The 16947-nt window shown below is 62.2% G+C and carries 19 protein-coding genes and 2 pseudogenes; 13 read left to right on the top strand and 8 right to left on the bottom strand.

The features are described from left to right. The 4 genes and pseudogenes from ACGLHR_RS15215 to ACGLHR_RS15200 form a co-directional block, all read left to right on the top strand. A partial coding sequence (locus ACGLHR_RS15215) for a (2Fe-2S)-binding protein (RefSeq protein ID WP_400094865.1) occupies positions 1-394 on the top strand: 394 nt, incomplete at its 5' end. Continuing rightward, entirely contained in the window at positions 384-1541 is a 1158-nt protein-coding gene (locus ACGLHR_RS15210) for an NAD(P)/FAD-dependent oxidoreductase (RefSeq protein ID WP_400094863.1), read from the top strand. The genes ACGLHR_RS15215 and ACGLHR_RS15210, both read left to right, overlap by 11 nt. Before the next feature lie 70 nt (positions 1542-1611). After that, a complete protein-coding gene (locus tag ACGLHR_RS15205) occupies positions 1612-1965 on the top strand; it encodes a RidA family protein (RefSeq protein WP_318233588.1) in 354 nt (117 codons plus the stop codon). 70 nt (positions 1966-2035) lie between these two features. Further along, positions 2036-2188, top strand: a pseudogene (locus ACGLHR_RS15200) (IS630 family transposase); the annotation flags it as partial. Positions 2189-3249: 1061 nt separating this feature from the next. Here ACGLHR_RS15200 and ACGLHR_RS15195 read toward each other — a convergent pair. The 4 genes from ACGLHR_RS15195 to ACGLHR_RS15180 all read right to left on the bottom strand — a co-directional run bounded on the left by ACGLHR_RS15195 (position 3250) and on the right by ACGLHR_RS15180 (position 6407). Further along, entirely contained in the window at positions 3250-3441 is a 192-nt protein-coding gene (locus ACGLHR_RS15195; protein ID WP_400094862.1) for a hypothetical protein, read from the bottom strand. Between the two features lie 452 nt (positions 3442-3893). Next, on the bottom strand, positions 3894-4109 hold the full coding sequence (locus ACGLHR_RS15190; protein WP_400094861.1) for a hypothetical protein: 216 nt from the start codon (positions 4107-4109) through the stop codon (positions 3894-3896). A 340-nt stretch (positions 4110-4449) separates the two neighbouring features. Beyond that, positions 4450-5247 carry a type IV pili methyl-accepting chemotaxis transducer N-terminal domain-containing protein gene (locus ACGLHR_RS15185; RefSeq protein ID WP_400094859.1) on the bottom strand — a complete coding sequence of 266 codons (798 nt, stop codon included), beginning with the start codon at positions 5245-5247 and terminating at the stop codon, positions 4450-4452. Positions 5248-5555: 308 nt separating this feature from the next. Beyond that, complete coding sequence (locus ACGLHR_RS15180; RefSeq protein WP_400094858.1) at positions 5556-6407, bottom strand: hypothetical protein; 852 nt, start codon at positions 6405-6407, stop codon at positions 5556-5558. Between the two features lie 588 nt (positions 6408-6995). Between ACGLHR_RS15180 and ACGLHR_RS15175 the strand changes: the two are divergent. Continuing rightward, positions 6996-7418: pseudogene (locus tag ACGLHR_RS15175) on the top strand (ABC transporter permease); the annotation flags it as partial. A gap of 469 nt (positions 7419-7887) precedes the next feature. Here the strand turns inward: ACGLHR_RS15175 and ACGLHR_RS15170 are convergent. Next, the gene (locus ACGLHR_RS15170) at positions 7888-9012 is read right to left on the bottom strand and encodes a porin (RefSeq protein ID WP_400094857.1); all 1125 of its coding nucleotides are present in this window, start codon (positions 9010-9012) and stop codon (positions 7888-7890) included. A gap of 375 nt (positions 9013-9387) precedes the next feature. On the opposite strand from ACGLHR_RS15170, the gene ACGLHR_RS15165 reads away from it, so the two are divergent. The 3 genes from ACGLHR_RS15165 to ACGLHR_RS15155 all read left to right on the top strand — a co-directional run bounded on the left by ACGLHR_RS15165 (position 9388) and on the right by ACGLHR_RS15155 (position 11236). Further along, positions 9388-9906, top strand: coding sequence for a DUF4142 domain-containing protein (locus ACGLHR_RS15165; RefSeq protein ID WP_400094856.1), 519 nt, complete (start codon positions 9388-9390; stop codon positions 9904-9906). Positions 9907-9928: 22 nt separating this feature from the next. Beyond that, positions 9929-10294, top strand: coding sequence for a cupredoxin family copper-binding protein (locus tag ACGLHR_RS15160; RefSeq protein ID WP_400094854.1), 366 nt, complete (start codon positions 9929-9931; stop codon positions 10292-10294). Between the two features lie 498 nt (positions 10295-10792). After that, entirely contained in the window at positions 10793-11236 is a 444-nt protein-coding gene (locus ACGLHR_RS15155; protein ID WP_400094852.1) for a GNAT family N-acetyltransferase, read from the top strand. A 378-nt stretch (positions 11237-11614) separates the two neighbouring features. Here ACGLHR_RS15155 and ACGLHR_RS15150 read toward each other — a convergent pair whose 3' ends face one another. Further along, complete coding sequence (locus ACGLHR_RS15150) at positions 11615-11779, bottom strand: FmdB family zinc ribbon protein (RefSeq protein ID WP_267602415.1); 165 nt, start codon at positions 11777-11779, stop codon at positions 11615-11617. 276 nt (positions 11780-12055) lie between these two features. Here ACGLHR_RS15150 and ACGLHR_RS15145 point away from each other — a divergent pair, with 276 nt between their 5' ends. The 5 genes from ACGLHR_RS15145 (at position 12056) to ACGLHR_RS15125 (ending at position 14458) form a co-directional block, all read left to right on the top strand. Next, positions 12056-12496: a hypothetical protein gene (locus ACGLHR_RS15145; protein ID WP_267602413.1), complete on the top strand. Its 441-nt coding sequence runs from the start codon at positions 12056-12058 to the stop codon at positions 12494-12496. Between the two features lie 224 nt (positions 12497-12720). Beyond that, positions 12721-12915 carry a hypothetical protein gene (locus tag ACGLHR_RS15140; RefSeq protein ID WP_267602412.1) on the top strand — a complete coding sequence of 65 codons (195 nt, stop codon included), beginning with the start codon at positions 12721-12723 and terminating at the stop codon, positions 12913-12915. Positions 12916-12952: 37 nt separating this feature from the next. Next, positions 12953-13300 (top strand): MTH938/NDUFAF3 family protein, encoded by a 348-nt coding sequence (locus tag ACGLHR_RS15135; RefSeq protein WP_318236420.1) that lies wholly within the window; start codon positions 12953-12955, stop codon positions 13298-13300. Between the two features lie 104 nt (positions 13301-13404). Beyond that, positions 13405-14115, top strand: coding sequence for an SDR family oxidoreductase (locus ACGLHR_RS15130; protein WP_400094849.1), 711 nt, complete (start codon positions 13405-13407; stop codon positions 14113-14115). Positions 14116-14209: 94 nt separating this feature from the next. After that, positions 14210-14458 carry a hypothetical protein gene (locus ACGLHR_RS15125; protein WP_318236418.1) on the top strand — a complete coding sequence of 83 codons (249 nt, stop codon included), beginning with the start codon at positions 14210-14212 and terminating at the stop codon, positions 14456-14458. A gap of 226 nt (positions 14459-14684) precedes the next feature. On the opposite strand, the gene ACGLHR_RS15120 is transcribed toward ACGLHR_RS15125, so the two are convergent. Beyond that, entirely contained in the window at positions 14685-15686 is a 1002-nt protein-coding gene (locus ACGLHR_RS15120) for a Bug family tripartite tricarboxylate transporter substrate binding protein (protein ID WP_400094848.1), read from the bottom strand. A 91-nt stretch (positions 15687-15777) separates the two neighbouring features. After that, complete coding sequence (locus ACGLHR_RS15115; RefSeq protein ID WP_400094846.1) at positions 15778-16944, bottom strand: acyl-CoA dehydrogenase family protein; 1167 nt, start codon at positions 16942-16944, stop codon at positions 15778-15780. Positions 16945-16947: the final 3 nt, after the last annotated feature.

Genomic DNA, 16947 nt, shown 5'->3' with positions numbered 1-16947 from the left:
GGCAGGCCGGCTGGACGCCGCGGGGCGCGACCGCCACGCAGCGCCGGCCCGCGCCGCGCTGCGCTCGCACCTGCAGATCCGCCCCTTCCTCGATGCGCTGTATCGCCCCAAGGCCCCCAACCGGATCCCCGCCGACGAGGTCGTCGTGTGCCGCTGCGAAGAGGTCACGGCCGGCGAGATCCGCGCGTTTGTCGAACTGGGCTGCGGCGGTCCCAACCAGACCAAGTCCTTCGGCCGCTGCGGCATGGGCCCGTGCCAGGGCCGGCTGTGCGGGCTGACCGTCACGGAAATCATTGCGCAGGCGCGCGGCGTGCCACCGCAGGAAGTGGGCTACTACCGCATCCGCCCGCCCATCAAGCCGATCACCCTTGGCGAGCTTGCCCGTGAAGCCTGACGCCAAGCTGGGGGCCGATGTCATCATCATCGGCGGGGGCCTGCAGGGCACTTCCAGCGCACTGCAACTGGCGCGGCGCGGCCTGCGGGTGACGTTGCTCGAAGCGCAATACTGCGGCCGGCACGCCTCCGGCGTGAACGCAGGCGGAGTCCGCACGCTTGGCCGTCACGTTGCCGAGATTCCCCTCGCGCTTGCCGCGCGCGGGATGTGGCACCGCCTTGCCGAGCTGACCGGCGAAGATGCCGACTTTGTGCCGAGCGGCCAGCTCAAGGTAGCGGAGAGCGAGGCCGAGCTGGAAGTGCTGCGCGGCCGAGTCACACAGCTCGAGGCGTTGGGCTTTACACATGAGGAACTGGTAGACGCGCACACGGTGCGCGAGCTGGTGCCGTCGATCACGCCTCATGTCACGGGTGCGATCTGGGCACGCGACGATGGCCACGCTCTCCCCTACCGCGCCGTGACCGCCTTTCGGCGCGCAGCGGCGCGCGCCGGCGCCGCGATACACGAGGGCACGCCAGCGTTGCAGGTGGAACGCACCGAAAACCACTGGCTTGTCCGCACCCCGCGTGGCACCTTCAGCGCCAGTCACCTCGTCAATACGGCGGGCGCATGGGCCGGCGAGTTTGCGGGACAAGTCGGCGAGCCGGTGCCGGTGCAGGTTGGCGGCCTGATGCTGATGATCACCTACCGCGTGGCCCCCTTCGTCAAGCCAGTGCTGGGCGCCACCGGCAGGGCATTGTCGTTCAAGCAATTCGCCAACGGCACCGTGCTGATCGGCGGCGGGTTGCGCTGCGAGGCCGATGCCAAAGCCCGCCACGGCGAGGTCGACATGCTCAAGCTTGCCACCAGCGCGCAGACCGTCACCGCCCTCTTCCCCCACCTCGGCCCGCTTGCCATTAATCGCGCGTGGGCGGGCGTTGAAGCCTTCATGCCAGATGACATCCCAGTCATCAGCCGCAGCCGCTGCGCGCCCGACCTGGTGCATGCGTTCGGCTTCTCCGCACATGGTTTCGAGCTCGGACCGATCGTGGGCCAGATCGTCGCCGAACTGGTCACCGAGGGGCGTGCCTCGCTGCCAATTGAAGCCTTTGCCATCGACCGCTTCGACAAGCCTCAAGCCGTGCGAGCGGCAGCTTTGCACGACTAGGCGTGGCCCGTGTTCCAACCCACTGTTCACGCCAGCATCAACACCACTACCACCGACAAGAGGAATTCACATGAGCAATATCCAGCGTCACCAATCCACCAAACGGCTCTCCCGGTTGGTTGTCCACAATGACATCGTCTATGTAGCAGGTGTCACCGCGGGTGACACGACCGCGGACATCGCCGGCCAGACACGCGACGTGCTGGCCAAGATCGACGGCTACCTCGCTAGCGTCGGTTCCGATAAGGAGAAGCTGTTATCTGTGCAGATCTGGCTGAAAGACATCGAACGCGACTTCGACGGCATGAATGTCGCCTGGGAGGACTGGATTCCCGAGCATGCCGTGCCGACGCGAGCCACTTGCGAGGCCAAGCTCGCGCGCCCCGAGTTGCTGGTTGAGATCATCGTGACAGCGGCGCTCTAGTGTCCCGTTCCGTTGTTAACGGATCTATATTTTTGTAGGATGTCGGTATCGACGAACGGGAGATGCCAACATGCCAATGGGACGACCGAAGCTGGATCTGGTGTTGAGCGAAGACGAGCGGTCTCAACTTGCGTTGATGGCGAGTTCACGGAGTATCCCAGCGTCGCTGGTTGCGCGGGCACGCATCGTTTTGGCTTCTGCAGCGGGCGAGCCAAATAGTGAGAGCTCTTTAGGGCGGGGTTTTGATGCTTCTAGCTGCTGATGCAGAATAGCGTGATTGGGCGATGTTTTAGCGCTTCTAGCTGCTGTCGCGGCTGTACGGTGTTGGCCGTGTTGGAACGTGTGAGATGTCACTTTTCTTTACTCGGGCTCGTAAAGAAAAGTAACCAAAAGAAAGCGATCCTTGCAGGAGGCTGGCTTGTCGGGGTTGCGCAGCCCGGTGGTTTCGTCGTCAGGCCACGGGTTTTAATGGACTCGTGCCGTTACCGGTTTGAATGGCCACGATCCTGCGGATGGCGCTGGTTTCGTGGTGAGGCTGCTCGGTAGCGGCATCCCTGCCTATTCACCCATCTGCCGGTACCGGCGCAAAGCGCCACGATATATCACATCGTGATGGTTTCGTGGTGGGGTGGGCGCGGTGGTGATGCCATCGGATCTATTCCTCGGTGCCACCGCGCCCACGACGAAAACGGGACGCCTGCAACTTCGTGGCCAGTGACTCCGCGACCGACAGACGGCCTGAAATTCGTGGTGGCCGCTACCGGGGGGGGGGGCACCACGAAACCCTGGGCACTGGCTGGCTCGTGGTGATCTAAACTGGTAACGGCACGAGTCCATTAGCACCCAGGGCCGTACGACGAAACCATTGGGGTCCCCAATGACGCTACGCCAGCCTCCTGCAAGGATCGCTTTCTTTTGGTTACTTTTCTTTACGAGGGCCCGCGAGTAAAGAAAAGTGACATCTCACACGTTCTAAAACGGCCAACACCGTACAGCCGCGCCAGCAGCTAGAAGCATGAAAACCCCGCCCACAAGAGCCCCCCCGCGTCAGCGGGCCACAAGCAATACACATCGCACCTTTCCCCCAACCTACAATTCCTGCTCCAAGCTCAACAGACTTTGCGAACGAATCAGCGGAGCGGGACACTAGCCCAGGGCAAGCGCATGGGCCGCCCGACGCACCTGCAAGGGCCGCTAACCGGGACGCTTTACCGATCCGGTTAGCACCGCAAGCCACCGCCAGCCAGCAATGCGTTGACGTTGCCTCAGCGCAAATGCGGCAGGCTAATGGATACCACCACAACGGATGATTCCTGCAATCTCGGCCCGGGATACCGTCAGTTCCTCACCTAGTTCCAGCCCATCGAAGGCTACGAGTGAGGTCGCGTCGCGCTCGATCCCCAAGAGGACGCAGGTCCAGGATTCCGGGCCTGCACTGGCGGTTACTCGCAGATCGAACACGACTTCGGGATCCATGCTGCTATGCACAGTGACCAGATCTCCCGCCGCCGGGCCATCCTCGCGAACGAGTCGACGGCCCGTCGCCTCCGCCAGGCTACGAGCTAACTCTATGTAGCCTTTGGAAAACCTACCTTCCTGCATGGCGCCACTCCCGATCGAAGTCGAATTTTACAAAGTGTAGGTCCCCCCACCGCGAGAACGCCATACAGGATTATTTAAACCTGATTTCGTCTTTGCCGACCGGCGGCGTTGTCGACTGCATGCCGCCTCGTTCATGCTGTTGAGGTCTCAATTTGCATGACCAAAATGTTGCGCGACCAGGCCTGCCCTGCTGCATGGACACATGCCATTCGCGCTACTCATTGGAGAGAGTCCAGTAGTGTGTGCAGGCGGAACGAAGCCAATTGTGCAGCGGGCTGTTGCACAAATTCGCCGCCTGGCCTGCAAGGTTAGCGTTGGCGGACTTGCTACCGCAGGCAGTCGCCCATCCCCCGCCGTTGAATCGATTTGAGAAAAACATGGCCCTCGATAGTGACCAGGGCGCGATGGCATCCCGGCGAGACTTGTTCCCATCTCGCGAGCTGGCGCTCTACCAACGTACTGAAATCAGCCGGATCGAGTTCGGATGGATGGATGGTGTCCTTGATTAACATCAGCGTTGCAAGTTCATGCGGGGTCAGCATCAGCGGCTCCTGAGCGTAGGCACTACGTTGCTGCAGTGTGCGTCCTGGACATGCTACGTGCGGTTGCCGGCGTGCTGTATTGAAATACCGGCGGACCTGATGTCGGCTGATCACGCAGGACCAGCGAGATGTCATATTAGTATTGTTGCGGCAAGAAGATCAAGGGTACCCTGGAAATTCAAATTCAAGAAGCGCCAAGACCACCCTCGTGCCCCGCACCTGGCTAAACATCACCGCGCTGGCATCCCCGCAAAGGGCGCGCCTGTTTGCCGTGGCCCAAGCGGGCGATCAAGGCATCCAACTGTGCTGCAGGCAACTTAATGGCGCGCTTCAGTGCAGACTACTTGGTGGTTACCTCATACATGCCGGTGACCCTATCCATGACCTGAAGAATACGCTCGCTGGTGGTGGCGATATTCCTCAATTGCTCTGCGCGAGTGCCGGCCGCCTGTTTGAGCGCCTCGTCAAAGAAAAGCCACTGCGCGTTGGCGAGTTGCAACTCGCCACTGATCGCAGCCGTGTTTTGCGGCGCAGCAGCGAGAAATTCCTGAGCAGCCGCGAATTCCTTCACCGCGGCGTCCAAGTCCCGTGTCATCTTCGCAGATGTGATGCCCCAAGCGCGGAACATGTTGAACATTGCAATTCTCTGCGACAGCATCCGCTGGCGACCGGCAACGTTGATAAGCTTACCCATCGTGGTACCGGAGTGCTTCTCGAGTTGCACCGTTCCCTCGTTCGCGAGCTTGAGCACATCGTCGCTCGCTTGTGCGACCTTCTTCGCGCTCTCGAGATTCGGCTCGCTGCCGGAGAGCAACGCCTTGTAGGAGAGCCACGCCTGCTCGAGCTTGCCGTAGGTCTCCTTGACCTCGGGCGTAGGCGCGAAGGCTTTCAGTTCCACCAGCTGTTTATCGAAGAGCGCCACGGATTGATCGAGGATTCTCTTTGAGCGCTCCGTCTCGACGCCTAGTCCAATCTGGCAGTAGGCCTTGGCTATGCGCTGAGACAGCATACGCTGGCGGCCTGCCTTGTTGATGGCCGCATTGATCGTCAGCGTTTCTGCAGCAGCAGTTCTAAATGCTCCAAGCACCAGGAGAGTGCAGACAAGCAACCAAATGAACCGTTGGGAACGATGTTTCAAGCAAGTCTCCGCAATGAGCTAAGAAGGCTGCCAGATCTTAACCCAAAGCGTCCATGTGGTCGCTCGTCGAACGACGACGTCTATCACTGCGTGTGGGCACTACCCAGATGGAATTGGTGCCCTGGCAGAGGCATGCGGATCGCTCCTCCTCAACGAGAAAAGTAGTGCGACAGGATCTGATTACATCGCCGCTAAGTGCGAAGTGTTTGACAGTTTCGGCCCGATCTCGGCAAGGAGGAGATCCAGCCTTGAACGCACGGCACGCCCGGTCAGATGCCCCGGGCGGCCGACGTCCTTGCCAGGCCTCGTTACTCGAGGGCGGCGTAGCTAACCTGCCATTCGAACCAGCTAATGCTGTCGCGAGGGTTGTTTTGGACCGCCTGAATGGTGAAGCTTTGCGGGGTTGGGAATTTTACGCGCAATCCGGGCCATGGCTCGGGCTTGGGGTCGTTATCGTAGATATGTATGGGAAGAACCGTCACCGACACAATGCCGTAGCCAGCCGGGACAGCCGGCGTGACTTGCATGGGGAGTTCGGCATTGCCCGTTACGCCGGAGAGCCAGCCAATGCGTGCGGGACTGGCTCCATATGGACCAAGCAGGGTCTGCCATTCGAACCAATCGATACTGTCGCGGGGCCCGGTGCCATCCGAACTGAGAAAGATATTTCCCGCCTCCGTGAACTCCGCGGCCAGACCGGGCCAGGGCTCGGGATTCGGATCATTGTTGTAGATATGGATCGGGAGAATCGATACCCCCGCAATGGCGACGTCGCGCGCGAGGCCCGTGTTGATTTTCTGCGGCAATGATGCGTTGGCGGTGACGCCGGAGACCCAGCCCCTTGGTTGATAACCGGCAGGCGCCTGGCCATATGTCACCTGCCATTCGAATGACTGAATTGAATCGCGAGGATTGTAGGGTTCCGCTCGCAGGATAAAGCCGCGGCCATCGGTTGTGAAGTTCACCACCAGACCGGGAAATGGTTCCGGATGGGGATCGTTGGAATAGATGTGGATGGGCAGCACCGCGATGCCCAGGATTATCGACCCGCTGGGCAGTTCGGGAACGACAGAGATGGAGCCATCGCGTTGCAGCGTGTTTTCTACACTCCCAGAGATCCATCCAGAAGGGTAAAAGCCGATCAGTTTATTGTCAGGCATGGGTACTCCCGTAAATTTGATCCGTCGGTTAAACTTTATGACAAATATTTCATAAAGTATTTAATGAATATTTCTATTAATTTTGGCGACCGCGCTGAAGTATTGGTCCAGGCGTTGCTACATGCCAGTGAATAATCTTTACATCTGGTGGAAAGTGGCGCGCGGGTCGGATCTTGCTCTTCCGATCGTTTTAGGCGGTGCCGCCGCGCGGCCGTGACAGGACGCCCCGCCCCACAGCCGCCCGCGTCGCGGCAGTGATTCGCGTCAATCCCATGCCATGGCGCCGACTACTATGCTGCGGGCACATTCGCCATTGAACTGGGCGGCGGGGCGATCGACCCCGAGTCGTTGCAGTGCGGCGATGCCCCGGCCACAGGGGGCGGTGACCATGTGAGGCCGGGCTCCAGCGAGACCGGCCCGCATCGGGACCTTCCCCTAACGGCGGAGAAAGCTGGCTGAAGGATTCTGCTGCCTAGAATGACTCGACCTCAATGCCGTGCCCCCGGGCAAGTATGGCGGGGGTCGCCTTACAAACCCCACAACGGCCCGGTCGCCGGGCCCGGGCACCACAAAACAGGAAGGAGACAGGCGCTGGGCCTGGGCATGGCCTCCAAGGTGGCGCTGGCGGTGGTGATGGTGTTCTTCGTGGTGTTCGGCAATGCCTTCCAGGGCGTGCGCGAGGCCGACCGCTACCTGATCGCCAATGCGCAGATCCTCGGCGCCTCCAAACGGCAACTGACTTTTGCCGTGGTGGTGCCGTCGGCATTGAGCTGGATCCTGGCCAGCCTGCACGTCAGCTTTGGCTTCGCGCTGGTCGGTGCCGTGGTGGGCGAGTTCCTGGGCTCCAAGCAGGGCATTGGCCCGCTGATCGCCACCGCGCAGGGCGCCTTCAATGCCAGCGGCGTGTTCGCCGCCATGATCGTGCTGGCCGTGGTAGCGCTCGCCGCGGATTTCCTGCTTACCACGCTGGAAAACCGCCTGCTCAAATGGAAGCCGGGCAACCCGGCCTGAGCTTAGTTTCGCGGCGCGCCGCAATAGCGCTACGCACGCGCCGGGACGCTATCTCCCTTGCCCACGCCGACTCTCCGTCGGCGTGGGCCTTTTTGCTTGGTTCGCCGGACTTCCTGCGAGCGCCCGCCCTCTCCCCCGGCCCCTCTCCCACAAGTGGGAGAGGGGAGCAGACCAGTGGCATTGAACGGAGCCGACGGATGGGCCAACACCACACGCCATGACGACGGCTGTCGCTCCCTCTCCCCTCAGGGGCAGAAGGCTGGGGAGAGGGGTGGCTTAGCAAGGAGCCACTTGACGCGAAGCCCGTGGTGTTTTCCAGCACGCGGGCATAACCAACAAGTGGGCGACGGCAGCAAACCTGAAGCACGGAACGAAGCCGCCAGAACGAAAAAAACCCGGCTTGTGGCCGGGACAAGGAAAGTTCGGAGCCAGGCCCGCGCCGCGAGGCACGGGACCGATGCAAATGGGATCAGAAGCGCGTGCGCATACCCACGGCGAACTCGCTCTGGTGCGCGAAGCCGTTCGACTGCGCGGCGTGATAGCCGTGCTGCAGGAACATGTAGTCGGCCGCCAGGTAGACCTCGGTGCGCTTCGAGAAGTGGTAGAAGATCGAGCCGTACACCGTGTTCTTGCGGCCGCTGTCGGTTGCGGTCGAACTAGCGGTGTTGCCGTAAGCGTTGATCGTGAAGCCATCGGCATTCAGGGCGGCGTGGCCGGCCTTCATCATCTGGTAGCCGATCTCATAGTCGAAGGCGCCTGCCGGGTCGACCTTGAGCGACACGGTGTAGGCGTCGTCCTTGCGCTGGCCCAGCGCGCCCTGTTCCGCGGTGTAGTGGAAATATCCTGCGCTGGCGCGCACGATGCCCCACACATAGTTGCCGCCAGCCGAATAGGTACGGTTGCGCTGGCCATTCACGTTGGCCTGCGTGAAGAAGCTCGAGACGTGGAAATTGCCGCCGTTGTAGCCCAGGGTGACGGTTTCCGTGGTGTTGCGCGACGGCGCGCCCGGCACTTCGCCGAATTGATACGCCGCGCCGGCGGTCAGGCCGTTGTCGAACAGCTTCTTCCACACCACGCCATTGTCCATGCGGGTGCCGGTGGCGCTGCCTGCGTAGAACACCAGCTGCTTGAAGTTGTTGTTGTTTGTGTAGCCGCCTTCTTCCGTGGTGATGGCCGCCGGGCCGTAGGGATCGCCGTAGAGGCCGGAGGCCATCGGGTCGCGTCCGAGCGCATTCTGGCGGCCGAAGGTCAGCTTGCCGAAGACATCGCTGTTGATGCCGACCCAGGCGTCACGGTTGAACAGCACGCCGGGGGTGTCCATGGCGCCGTTGTAGCTCTGGAACTCGCTCTCCAGCTTGAAGATCACCTTGGTGCCAAAGCCAATGTCTTCCGCGCCGGTCAGGCCCCAGCGGTTGCCGCTGAACCAGGCGGGCTGGTGGTAGCCGGTGAGGCGATCGCCTTTTGCGTTGGCGTTGCTGATGGTGCTGATGGTGGTGTCGATGAGGCCGTAGAGCGTCACGTTCGATTGCGCGTTGGCGTGGCCGGCACAGGCCGCGCCGATCGCCAGCGCGAGGGCTGTGTGTATCGTTTTCAAGAAGGTCTCCTCGTTGCTCTTGTCTTGCCGATGATTCGGGGCTGCCCCCCGGCCGGACGCACGCCCTGACCGTAAGAGAAGCCCTTGCATCGTAGACGTGGCAAGCCTTCATCCAGCTTTCCCTCCGTTGCGCGACGGGCTCAGGGTATATACCGAGCACGACGGCCGCGCGTAAGTAGCCGCTTCATCTTCGTGTGGTCCAAAGGGAATGTAAATCCTCATCGTCTGGCCTATATTCAATGTGTTGCCGTCGATGCCTTTAAGGACAGCAATCCCATTCTTGGCGCCCCCGATCCAAACATCGAGCGGCACGAGAAGCCCACCGCCAATGCGCGCTATGCGTATGCGGCTAACTCATCGCTGAGGAGCAGAACAATGAAAAGTATCTCCGTAATGTTTGGCGCACTCTTGGCCCTCGTCGCAGTTGGAGCCGTGGCACAAACACCCAACGACGCGCAGATTGCGGCGATCGTCGTAACAGCAAATCAAGTCGACATTGAAGCAGGAAAAATGGCAGAGAAGAGCGGCCACGCTCACGACGTGAAGGCCTTCGGAAAACAGATGGTCACGGACCATACCGGCGTGAATAAACAGGCGGTGGCTCTGGTAAAAAAGCTGAAGGTCACTCCGGAGAAGAATCCAACGAGTGAGAGTCTGCAGTCTGGAGGCGTGGAGAACCTGAAGACCCTGAAGGGACTCAAGGGCGAGAGCTTCGACAAGGCGTATATCGACCACGAGGTCGCGTATCACGAGCAAGTGATTGACGCACTCGACAAAACCCTGATCCCCAGTGCGCAGAATGCGGAACTCAAGGCGCTGCTGGTTGCTGTGCGCCCAGCGTTTGTGGGGCACCTGGAGCATGCGAAGATGATCCAGTCCGCCCTCGCCAAGTAGTCTCTGCAGAAGCACGACGTCCATGCAGCTACTACCGACACGACACGATCGGCGTGCGCGAACACATCTGCGCGCGGCTGCGCTGGCCATTGCGTGGGGCCTGCTCTGCGCTGGTGCCAGCGCAATGGCCGCAGAGAAGACGGTCGGTCACACGGTGGTGATCGAGGGCGCGAGGTTTGAACCCGAGACCATTAGCGCCAAGCGAGGCGATACCATCGTGTGGATCAACAAGGATCCATATCCCCACACTGTCACTGCACCAGGGGTGTTCGACTCGCACAGCATCATTGCTGGTTCGTCGTGGCGATATGTTGCGCGCAAAACGGGGGATTTCCCCTATTCCTGCACGCTGCACCCGAATATGAAGGGTGTTCTCAGGGTCGAATAATCGCCCACGTCGAGCACGCAACGGGTTGTTCGAACGGTGGGCCCTGGCCCCCGGTGCTGCGGCGCGTCATTCGCGCCCGGCTCATGTCCATCGGGGAAATCGATCAGTTCTGCCGTCCGGCTATCCGACGCCATAATGTACTGTGCAGCTTTGCTTGCAACGAGTACGCGGGGGGAGATAAGCGATGCAATACTGGAAGTGCTCCGCCTCGTGCTCCCCGCACCAATCAAGATAGCCGGGAATCACATACCAGGGTTTTCACGGTATCTTCATGTTCTGCTGCCACACTGGCGGGCTGTGCTTGAGTCTTGCGGTGAGGAGTTTATCACATCGTGATACAAATTGAATCAGGCTTGTCATGGGAGCGTTCAAGCGATAACCTGCTGCAAAAATAGTTGCGCGGCATCAGTAGTGGGTACTGACCCGCAGCATCAACAAAGTGCCACGGCGGCCTACAGCCACATCGAGCACCATCGAGCACTGACCGGAGACCCTTTCATGCTGACCCACGTTTATCTCCGTCCGGCTTCCCAAGCCGATACGGGGAACATAGCTGCATTGCTAACTCAATGCGGCCTAGCCACTGAGAATCTGGAGGAGATTCTCGATAGCTTCCAAATTGCGCTTTGTGATGACCGTCTTGTTGGCTGTGCCGCCGCAGAGTGTCATGGGCAATCCATTGTTATCCGGTCCGTCGCTGTGGAGCCTGCTTATCGTGATAGAGGTATCGCGAGCCGCCTCGTCGAAAAGCTCCTGGTCCGCGCTCGCGGTACCGAGGCACGCCACGCGTTTCTCTTATCCACATCGGCTCCTGCCTATTTCGCGCGCTGGGGCTTCTCCCGTATCCCTGTTGATGAGGCTCCGCCTGAGCTTCAAGCCTCGCCCGAGTTCCGGAACGCCGCGCGATCCTCTGCGTTGTGCATGCATTGCGAGCTCAGATAGCCTAGATAGCCCCGGGAACGTCACCAGGCTCGCAGGTATCCGGTGACCCGCAACGCACGCGGCGAGGCGCCATTACCTGAGCGCAGTCTTTGGCACGAAGGCCGCCCCTGCGCCACCCTGGCCACGACTTTGGGCAACACGGTGAACTGGAGATAGTCGTCGCATAGCCCAATAGGAACACAAGCAACTTTGTGCGCCGACCTGCACAGCCGGCGCATCGGAGATGCCTGAGACAAAGCCCCGCTTCGGCGGTAATGCCGTTCAGCTAAGCGCCTTTGACGAGGCTGCGCCGGAGCAGAAAACGACACACGGGGACGTGATTCGCTCAGCGTCCCTTACCGCCACGATTTCGCCCCCGCCATCGAGGCTGGGCAGACCTCAGCTCTTTCTCGCCGTCTTCGCAACAAACGGCGTTGGCATGTGCTGCACCGTCTTGCTGCCGCACTTGGGGCAAGATGGGTGGCCGGCTTCATGCTCGGCGAGATGTTCCGCGCGGTCGAAAACCTCACCGCATTTTTCACAACGGTACTGATAGGTGGGCATGACGCGCCTCCATCCTGCTTGGTGCAGGGACACGCTGGACCTTGCGATCCCAGCGAGTTCCGGCTGTTCGGCACTCCATTCTAGGATACTGTCTCGGCAAGCGAGGCGATAACGGAATAACGGAATAACGGAATATCTTCTCCATGGCGTTCCGGAGCTTCCGTTCTGGCGAATCTCCTGGCAGCCTCGCATGCCCAGTACCGCATCAGGCACCTATGCTTCACACCGCGCTCATTGCGTGCTTATTATTGAAACATACGCGTGCTTGCACAAAGCATGACCACGATCGTCGGTCAGGAGTTGACGATGAAAAAGCCGCACAAGGTGGATTCTGGCAAGACGCGGCGAACCGGTTCACCGGGTCGGCCGCGCACGGATCGCACCATTCCCAGCATCCTGGATTCCACTGAACTGGAAGACGTGTGGGAGAACATCGAGGAGGCCGTTGACGAATTCACCGAACGGGCGGCAGAACCGATCGATTTCCCCCATGGCCATGACCCGGACGAGGATGACGCGCCGGAAGAAGGCATGAACGAGATCACGCGCGCCGCCGAGAGTATTCCCGCGGATACCCCCGCGGACCGGGCAGACCGGAGCGCGGAGCGGGAAGAGCACCCGCCTGCACCGCCCAACATCGATGACGTGCTGGACAAGGACTTGATGCCCGATCCGGCCGACGATGCGCCGCGCGCCGGTAAGCATCGCAAACGCTAGGACACGCACTCCATGGTCGCTGCCCGCGCCCGCTCCAGGGGGGCGACCTGCCCCGGCTTGCAGGGTGCGCAGCCAGGTGTGCCCCCTATACTCAAGGCGTGACAGGAAATACCTGGCGTGGCGGCGGCACAGAGCATGAAGGGCAATCGCGGTGCCATGCAAAACGAGAGCGCGGCACCATGGCAACCTGGAGCATCTTCGCTGCCAGCCGATAAGGATGCACCATGAGCAATCATCGGTACGTGGTCATCATTGACCAACCCAAGGACGTGTCCGACGAGCAGATGGCCGAATACATCAAGCTTGCCATCAGCGCCTGGGGCGCGGGATTGCCACCGCCGCCCCAGGACAGCCCATTCTTCGACCTGGACGTGGTTTCGGTAACCAGCACCGGCAAACTTCACAAGAACGAGTCATGAGCCACTGTCACCGGCCAGCGTCCCAGTGGAGGTACGTATGCGCTTCGAAGCATTTTCCTTTGGGTCCGTCTGTATTGACGGCGTGACCTACCAGCATGACGTGGTCATCGATCAGGGTAAGGTTCGCAAACGCAAGAAGAGGCCATCCAGGCAATTCCGCGAAGCATTCGGGCACACACCGCTATCCGTCAGGGAAGACATACCCTGGAATTGCAGCCGACTGGTTATCGGCACCGGCACCGGTGCGTTGCCGGTGATGGAAGATGTGAAGCGCGAGGCCAGGCATCGCCACGTCGAACTGGTCATTCTTCCGACCGCCGAAGCCATCGCAAGGCTGGAGGAGCACCCCCGCGGCGCCAATGCGATCCTGCACCTCACCTGCTAGACAGAATGCATTGACGCCAGCATCGAACTGGCCGCTTTCCTCATGCGCCGGGCGGCCATGATGTCCGACGCCGATGCCGCCCTCGCCGATAAGGAGGCGCCAGCATGGGCAGCCAACCGATCACCGTCATCACCGGCGCGAGTCGCGGCCTGGGCCGCGCAGCCGCGAGCCATCTAGCCACGGTCGAAGGCCACCTGGTCGTCGCCACGGCGCGCAAGCCGGCGGACCTCGAGGCGTTGCGGGCCCGGCTCGCGCTTACCGGCCACTCGCTCGCATGCCAGCCGCTCGACGTCACCGACGATCATTCGGTGGCCGCGCTGGCCATGTGGCTGGCCGAACGCTTCGGTCGCGTAAACGTGCTGATCAACAACGCCGGCGTCTCGCTCGATCACTACAGCACCAGCTTGCTCGAACTGCCGCTCGAGACCTTGCGCACCACCCTGGAAACCAATCTCTTCGGCGTACTGCGGGTCACACAGGCATTGGCACCCCTGCTGCGCGCCAGCCGCGCCGGCCGGGTGGTCAATCTGGCTTCCGGCATGGGTCAGCTCGCGGACATGGCCAGCGGCGTGCCGGCCTACCGTATCTCAAAGACGGCGCTGAATGCCGTCACGCGCATCCTGGCCGCCGAGATGGCCGACAGCGGCGTCAAGGTCAACTCGGTGTGCCCTGGCTGGTGCCGGACCGACCTGGGTGGCCTCGATGCACCGCGTTCGCCCGAGCAGGGCATCGACACCGTCGTCTGGCTCGCAACGCTGCCTGAAGCCGGGCCCAGCGGCGGCTTTTTTCGTGATCGCCAGCCGATTCCGTGGTAGCGCGGCGCGCCCGAACGCGCGCCGCCGTACCACCACGGCGTTGACGCTGTGCTATCTTGGAAAAGTCGAGCGTTCAATATCGGGAGGACGCCAAATGTCAGTGATCGCGCCGGACGAAAAAGCGGATTTCGTCGCCATCTTGCACCGTCACCAGCTTGCCGAGGCCGATTTTTTGCTTCAGGAAACCGACACGACCGACGTCGTCGACGAGGTCTACCCTCTCCAGGGCTATGTCACCGTCGTCCGCAGGTCGACGCTCAAGGAAATGGAGTACCGAATCGGACATGGCACCGCGTGGACCACGGAATTTGAAAAAGATCTGGCGCGGGGTACGTTCGGGTGAACGGAATCGGAATCAACAACGATCCGACGTTACGGGCTTTCCAGTTGGAAAGTCTCGCCAAAGGGTTCATGCGCACCGATCGCGAGTTGACCGTCACGGAGCGGATTCACCGCTGCACTCCGGTAGCCACGCTACCGAGAATGATGATGACAAGATCGTGCTGCGCTGATCCTTTAAGAAGCGTAAGGGGGCATCAGCCCCCTTCCCTGCGCGATGTGCTCTCCTGTTACTGCAGCTCAATCTTCGCGATCGCCGCCAGCCGCTTCCAGCGCGCTATCTCGTCCTTCTGGTAGTCGCGCAGTTCCGCCGGCGTGGACAGGATCAGCGAGGTGGACTGGCGCTGGTAGTACTCCTTGACGTCGTCGGCGGCGCCGGCCTGGGCGAACAGGTCGCCCAGGCGTTGCGCGATGGGCGCAGGTGTCTTGGCGGAGACCGCCGCCGCCACCCAGTTGTAGGCCAGGAAGTCCGGCACGCCGGCTTCGGCCGCGCTCGGCACGCCCGGCAGCAGCGGTGAGCGCTGGGGCGCCGTGTAGGCCAGCGCGCGCACCTTGCCGCCCTTGACCAGCTCGATCGCGCCGCTGGCGTCCACCACGGCGAAGTCCACGTTGGCGGCCATCACGCCATTGATCGCGTCGCCCGCGCCCTTGTAGGGCACGCCCGTGGTTTTCATGCGGCTTTGCTCGTTCAGCCATTCGCTGTACAGCGTGTACGACACCGAGCCGGTGCCGTAGTTGAGCGCGCCGGGCCGCTTGCGCGCATCCTCCACCAGCGCCTTGAGCGTGTGGTACGGCGAGCTGGCGGGCACGATGATCAGGCACGGCCCGCGCGACAGCAGCGTGATGGGAGTGAAGTCGGTCAGCGGGTCGTAGGGTAGCTTGCGGAAGGTCGCGGCATTGGTGGACAGCGTGGAGTTGCTGCCGATAAACACCGTGTATCCGTCGGCCGGCGCGCTGAGCAGTGTCTGGACGCCGATAAAGCCGTTGCCACCCGGCTTGTTCTCCACCACCACGCCCTGCCCTGTCAGCTCGCCGATCTTCTTGGCGAACATGCGGGCGGTCATGTCGGTACCGCTGCCGGACGGGAACGGCACGATAAAGCGGATCGGCCGGCTGGGAAATGCCTGCGGCTGCGCCAGCGCGGCGAACGGCGCGCCTGCCAGGCCAGCCGCGACGGCGGCGCCGGCCAGGATGGCGAACCGGCGCCGCGAGCCGCTCATGGGTCGGGTCATGTTGTCTCCTTGGTCCTCCGCCCGGCAGTGCGTTCCGCCGGTGCGGGTGTGTCGATGGTTCGGGGGCTCCGTGGTTCGCTGTTGCAGCGTGCTAACGCTTGAGGCCGAGCAGGTCCCGCGCGATGACCCAGCGGTGCACTTCGGAAGGGCCTTCGTAGATGCGCATCAGCCGCGTCTCGTTGGCCATCTGCTGCAGCGGCATTTCCTTGGTCATGCCCATCGCGCCGAAGGCCTGCATGGCGTGGTCGATCACGTCCCAGGCCATCTCCGTGGCGAACACCTTGATCATCGAGACCTGGGTGCGCGCCTCGTCGCCGGCGTCGATGCGCGCCGCAGCCTCGTAAGTCATCAGGCGGCAGGCGTGGATGCGGGTGGCGGCATCGGCCACCCACCACTGGATGGCCTGCCGGTCCGCCAGCGCGGCGCCGAAGGTGCGGCGCTGCGGCGCGTACTCGCACAGCATGTCGAGCGCGCGCTGGGCGCGGCCAATGCACCAGGCCGCCATCTGCACGCGCCGGCTGGACAGCCGTGCCTGCATTGGCGCAAAGCCCTGGCCTTCCACGCCGAGCAGCTGCGTGCGCGCAACGCGGCAGTCTTCCAGCACCACCTCGTAAGTGGAGGCACCGCCGATCATGGGGATGCGCCGTTCCACCTTGAAGCCGGGCGTGCCGCGATCGACCAGGAAGGCGGAGATGCCGCCGCGGGCGCCGCGTGTCTTGTCGGTGACGGCCATCACGATGGTCCAGTCGGCACGGGCGGCGCGGCTGATCCAGATCTTGCGGCCGTTGAGCACCCAGTCGTCACCGTCGCGTTCGGCGCGGGTGGTCATCATGGCCGGGTCGCCGCCGGCGCCGGGCTCGGATATGGCGATGGCGGAGATGGTTTCGCCGCGCGCGTACGGTTCCAGGTAGCGAGCACGCTGGGCCGCGTCGGCGGTCTTGAGCAGCATGCGCAGATTCGGCGAATCGGGCGGCAGGTCATAGGGCGTGACGGTCTTGCCCAGTTCCTCGTTGACGCCGACCATGGCCACCACCGGCAGGTCGGCGCCGCCCATCTCGGCCGGCGCGTCAAGGCCCCACAGGCCCAGCTCGCGCGAGAGTCCGTCCAGCTTGTCCTGCTCCTGCGGCAGCAGCGTGAGCTGGCCGCCTTCTGCCTCGCGGGCCAGCACGCCCGCTTCGAGCGGAATCAACTGCTCGCGCACAAAGCGCGCCACCAGGTCCTTGAGCATCTGGTGTTCTTCTTCCAGGGCGAAGTTCATGCC

Origin of the sequence: Cupriavidus sp. CuC1 (assembly GCF_044627735.1) — a bacterium.
Lineage (GTDB): Bacteria > Pseudomonadota > Gammaproteobacteria > Burkholderiales > Burkholderiaceae > Cupriavidus > Cupriavidus ulmosensis.
The sequence above is the reverse complement of the archived record's forward strand: the minus strand, read 5'-3'. Positions and strand labels throughout refer to the sequence as shown.

Coding starts and splice junctions, on each gene's coding strand:
- ACGLHR_RS15135 (WP_318236420.1), top strand. CDS start 12,953: ATGCGCTTCGAAGCATTTTCCTTTGGGTCCGTCTGTATTGACGGCGTG.
- ACGLHR_RS15195 (WP_400094862.1), bottom strand. CDS start 3,441: ATGGATCCCGAAGTCGTGTTCGATCTGCGAGTAACCGCCAGTGCAGGC.
- ACGLHR_RS15125 (WP_318236418.1), top strand. CDS start 14,210: ATGTCAGTGATCGCGCCGGACGAAAAAGCGGATTTCGTCGCCATCTTG.
- ACGLHR_RS15150 (WP_267602415.1), bottom strand. CDS start 11,779: ATGCCCACCTATCAGTACCGTTGTGAAAAATGCGGTGAGGTTTTCGAC.
- ACGLHR_RS15190 (WP_400094861.1), bottom strand. CDS start 4,109: ATGCTGACCCCGCATGAACTTGCAACGCTGATGTTAATCAAGGACACC.
- ACGLHR_RS15120 (WP_400094848.1), bottom strand. CDS start 15,686: ATGACCCGACCCATGAGCGGCTCGCGGCGCCGGTTCGCCATCCTGGCC.
- ACGLHR_RS15115 (WP_400094846.1), bottom strand. CDS start 16,944: ATGAACTTCGCCCTGGAAGAAGAACACCAGATGCTCAAGGACCTGGTG.
- ACGLHR_RS15155 (WP_400094852.1), top strand. CDS start 10,793: ATGCTGACCCACGTTTATCTCCGTCCGGCTTCCCAAGCCGATACGGGG.
- ACGLHR_RS15140 (WP_267602412.1), top strand. CDS start 12,721: ATGAGCAATCATCGGTACGTGGTCATCATTGACCAACCCAAGGACGTG.
- ACGLHR_RS15160 (WP_400094854.1), top strand. CDS start 9,929: ATGCAGCTACTACCGACACGACACGATCGGCGTGCGCGAACACATCTG.
- ACGLHR_RS15165 (WP_400094856.1), top strand. CDS start 9,388: ATGAAAAGTATCTCCGTAATGTTTGGCGCACTCTTGGCCCTCGTCGCA.
- ACGLHR_RS15145 (WP_267602413.1), top strand. CDS start 12,056: ATGACCACGATCGTCGGTCAGGAGTTGACGATGAAAAAGCCGCACAAG.
- ACGLHR_RS15130 (WP_400094849.1), top strand. CDS start 13,405: ATGGGCAGCCAACCGATCACCGTCATCACCGGCGCGAGTCGCGGCCTG.
- ACGLHR_RS15205 (WP_318233588.1), top strand. CDS start 1,612: ATGAGCAATATCCAGCGTCACCAATCCACCAAACGGCTCTCCCGGTTG.
- ACGLHR_RS15180 (WP_400094858.1), bottom strand. CDS start 6,407: ATGCCTGACAATAAACTGATCGGCTTTTACCCTTCTGGATGGATCTCT.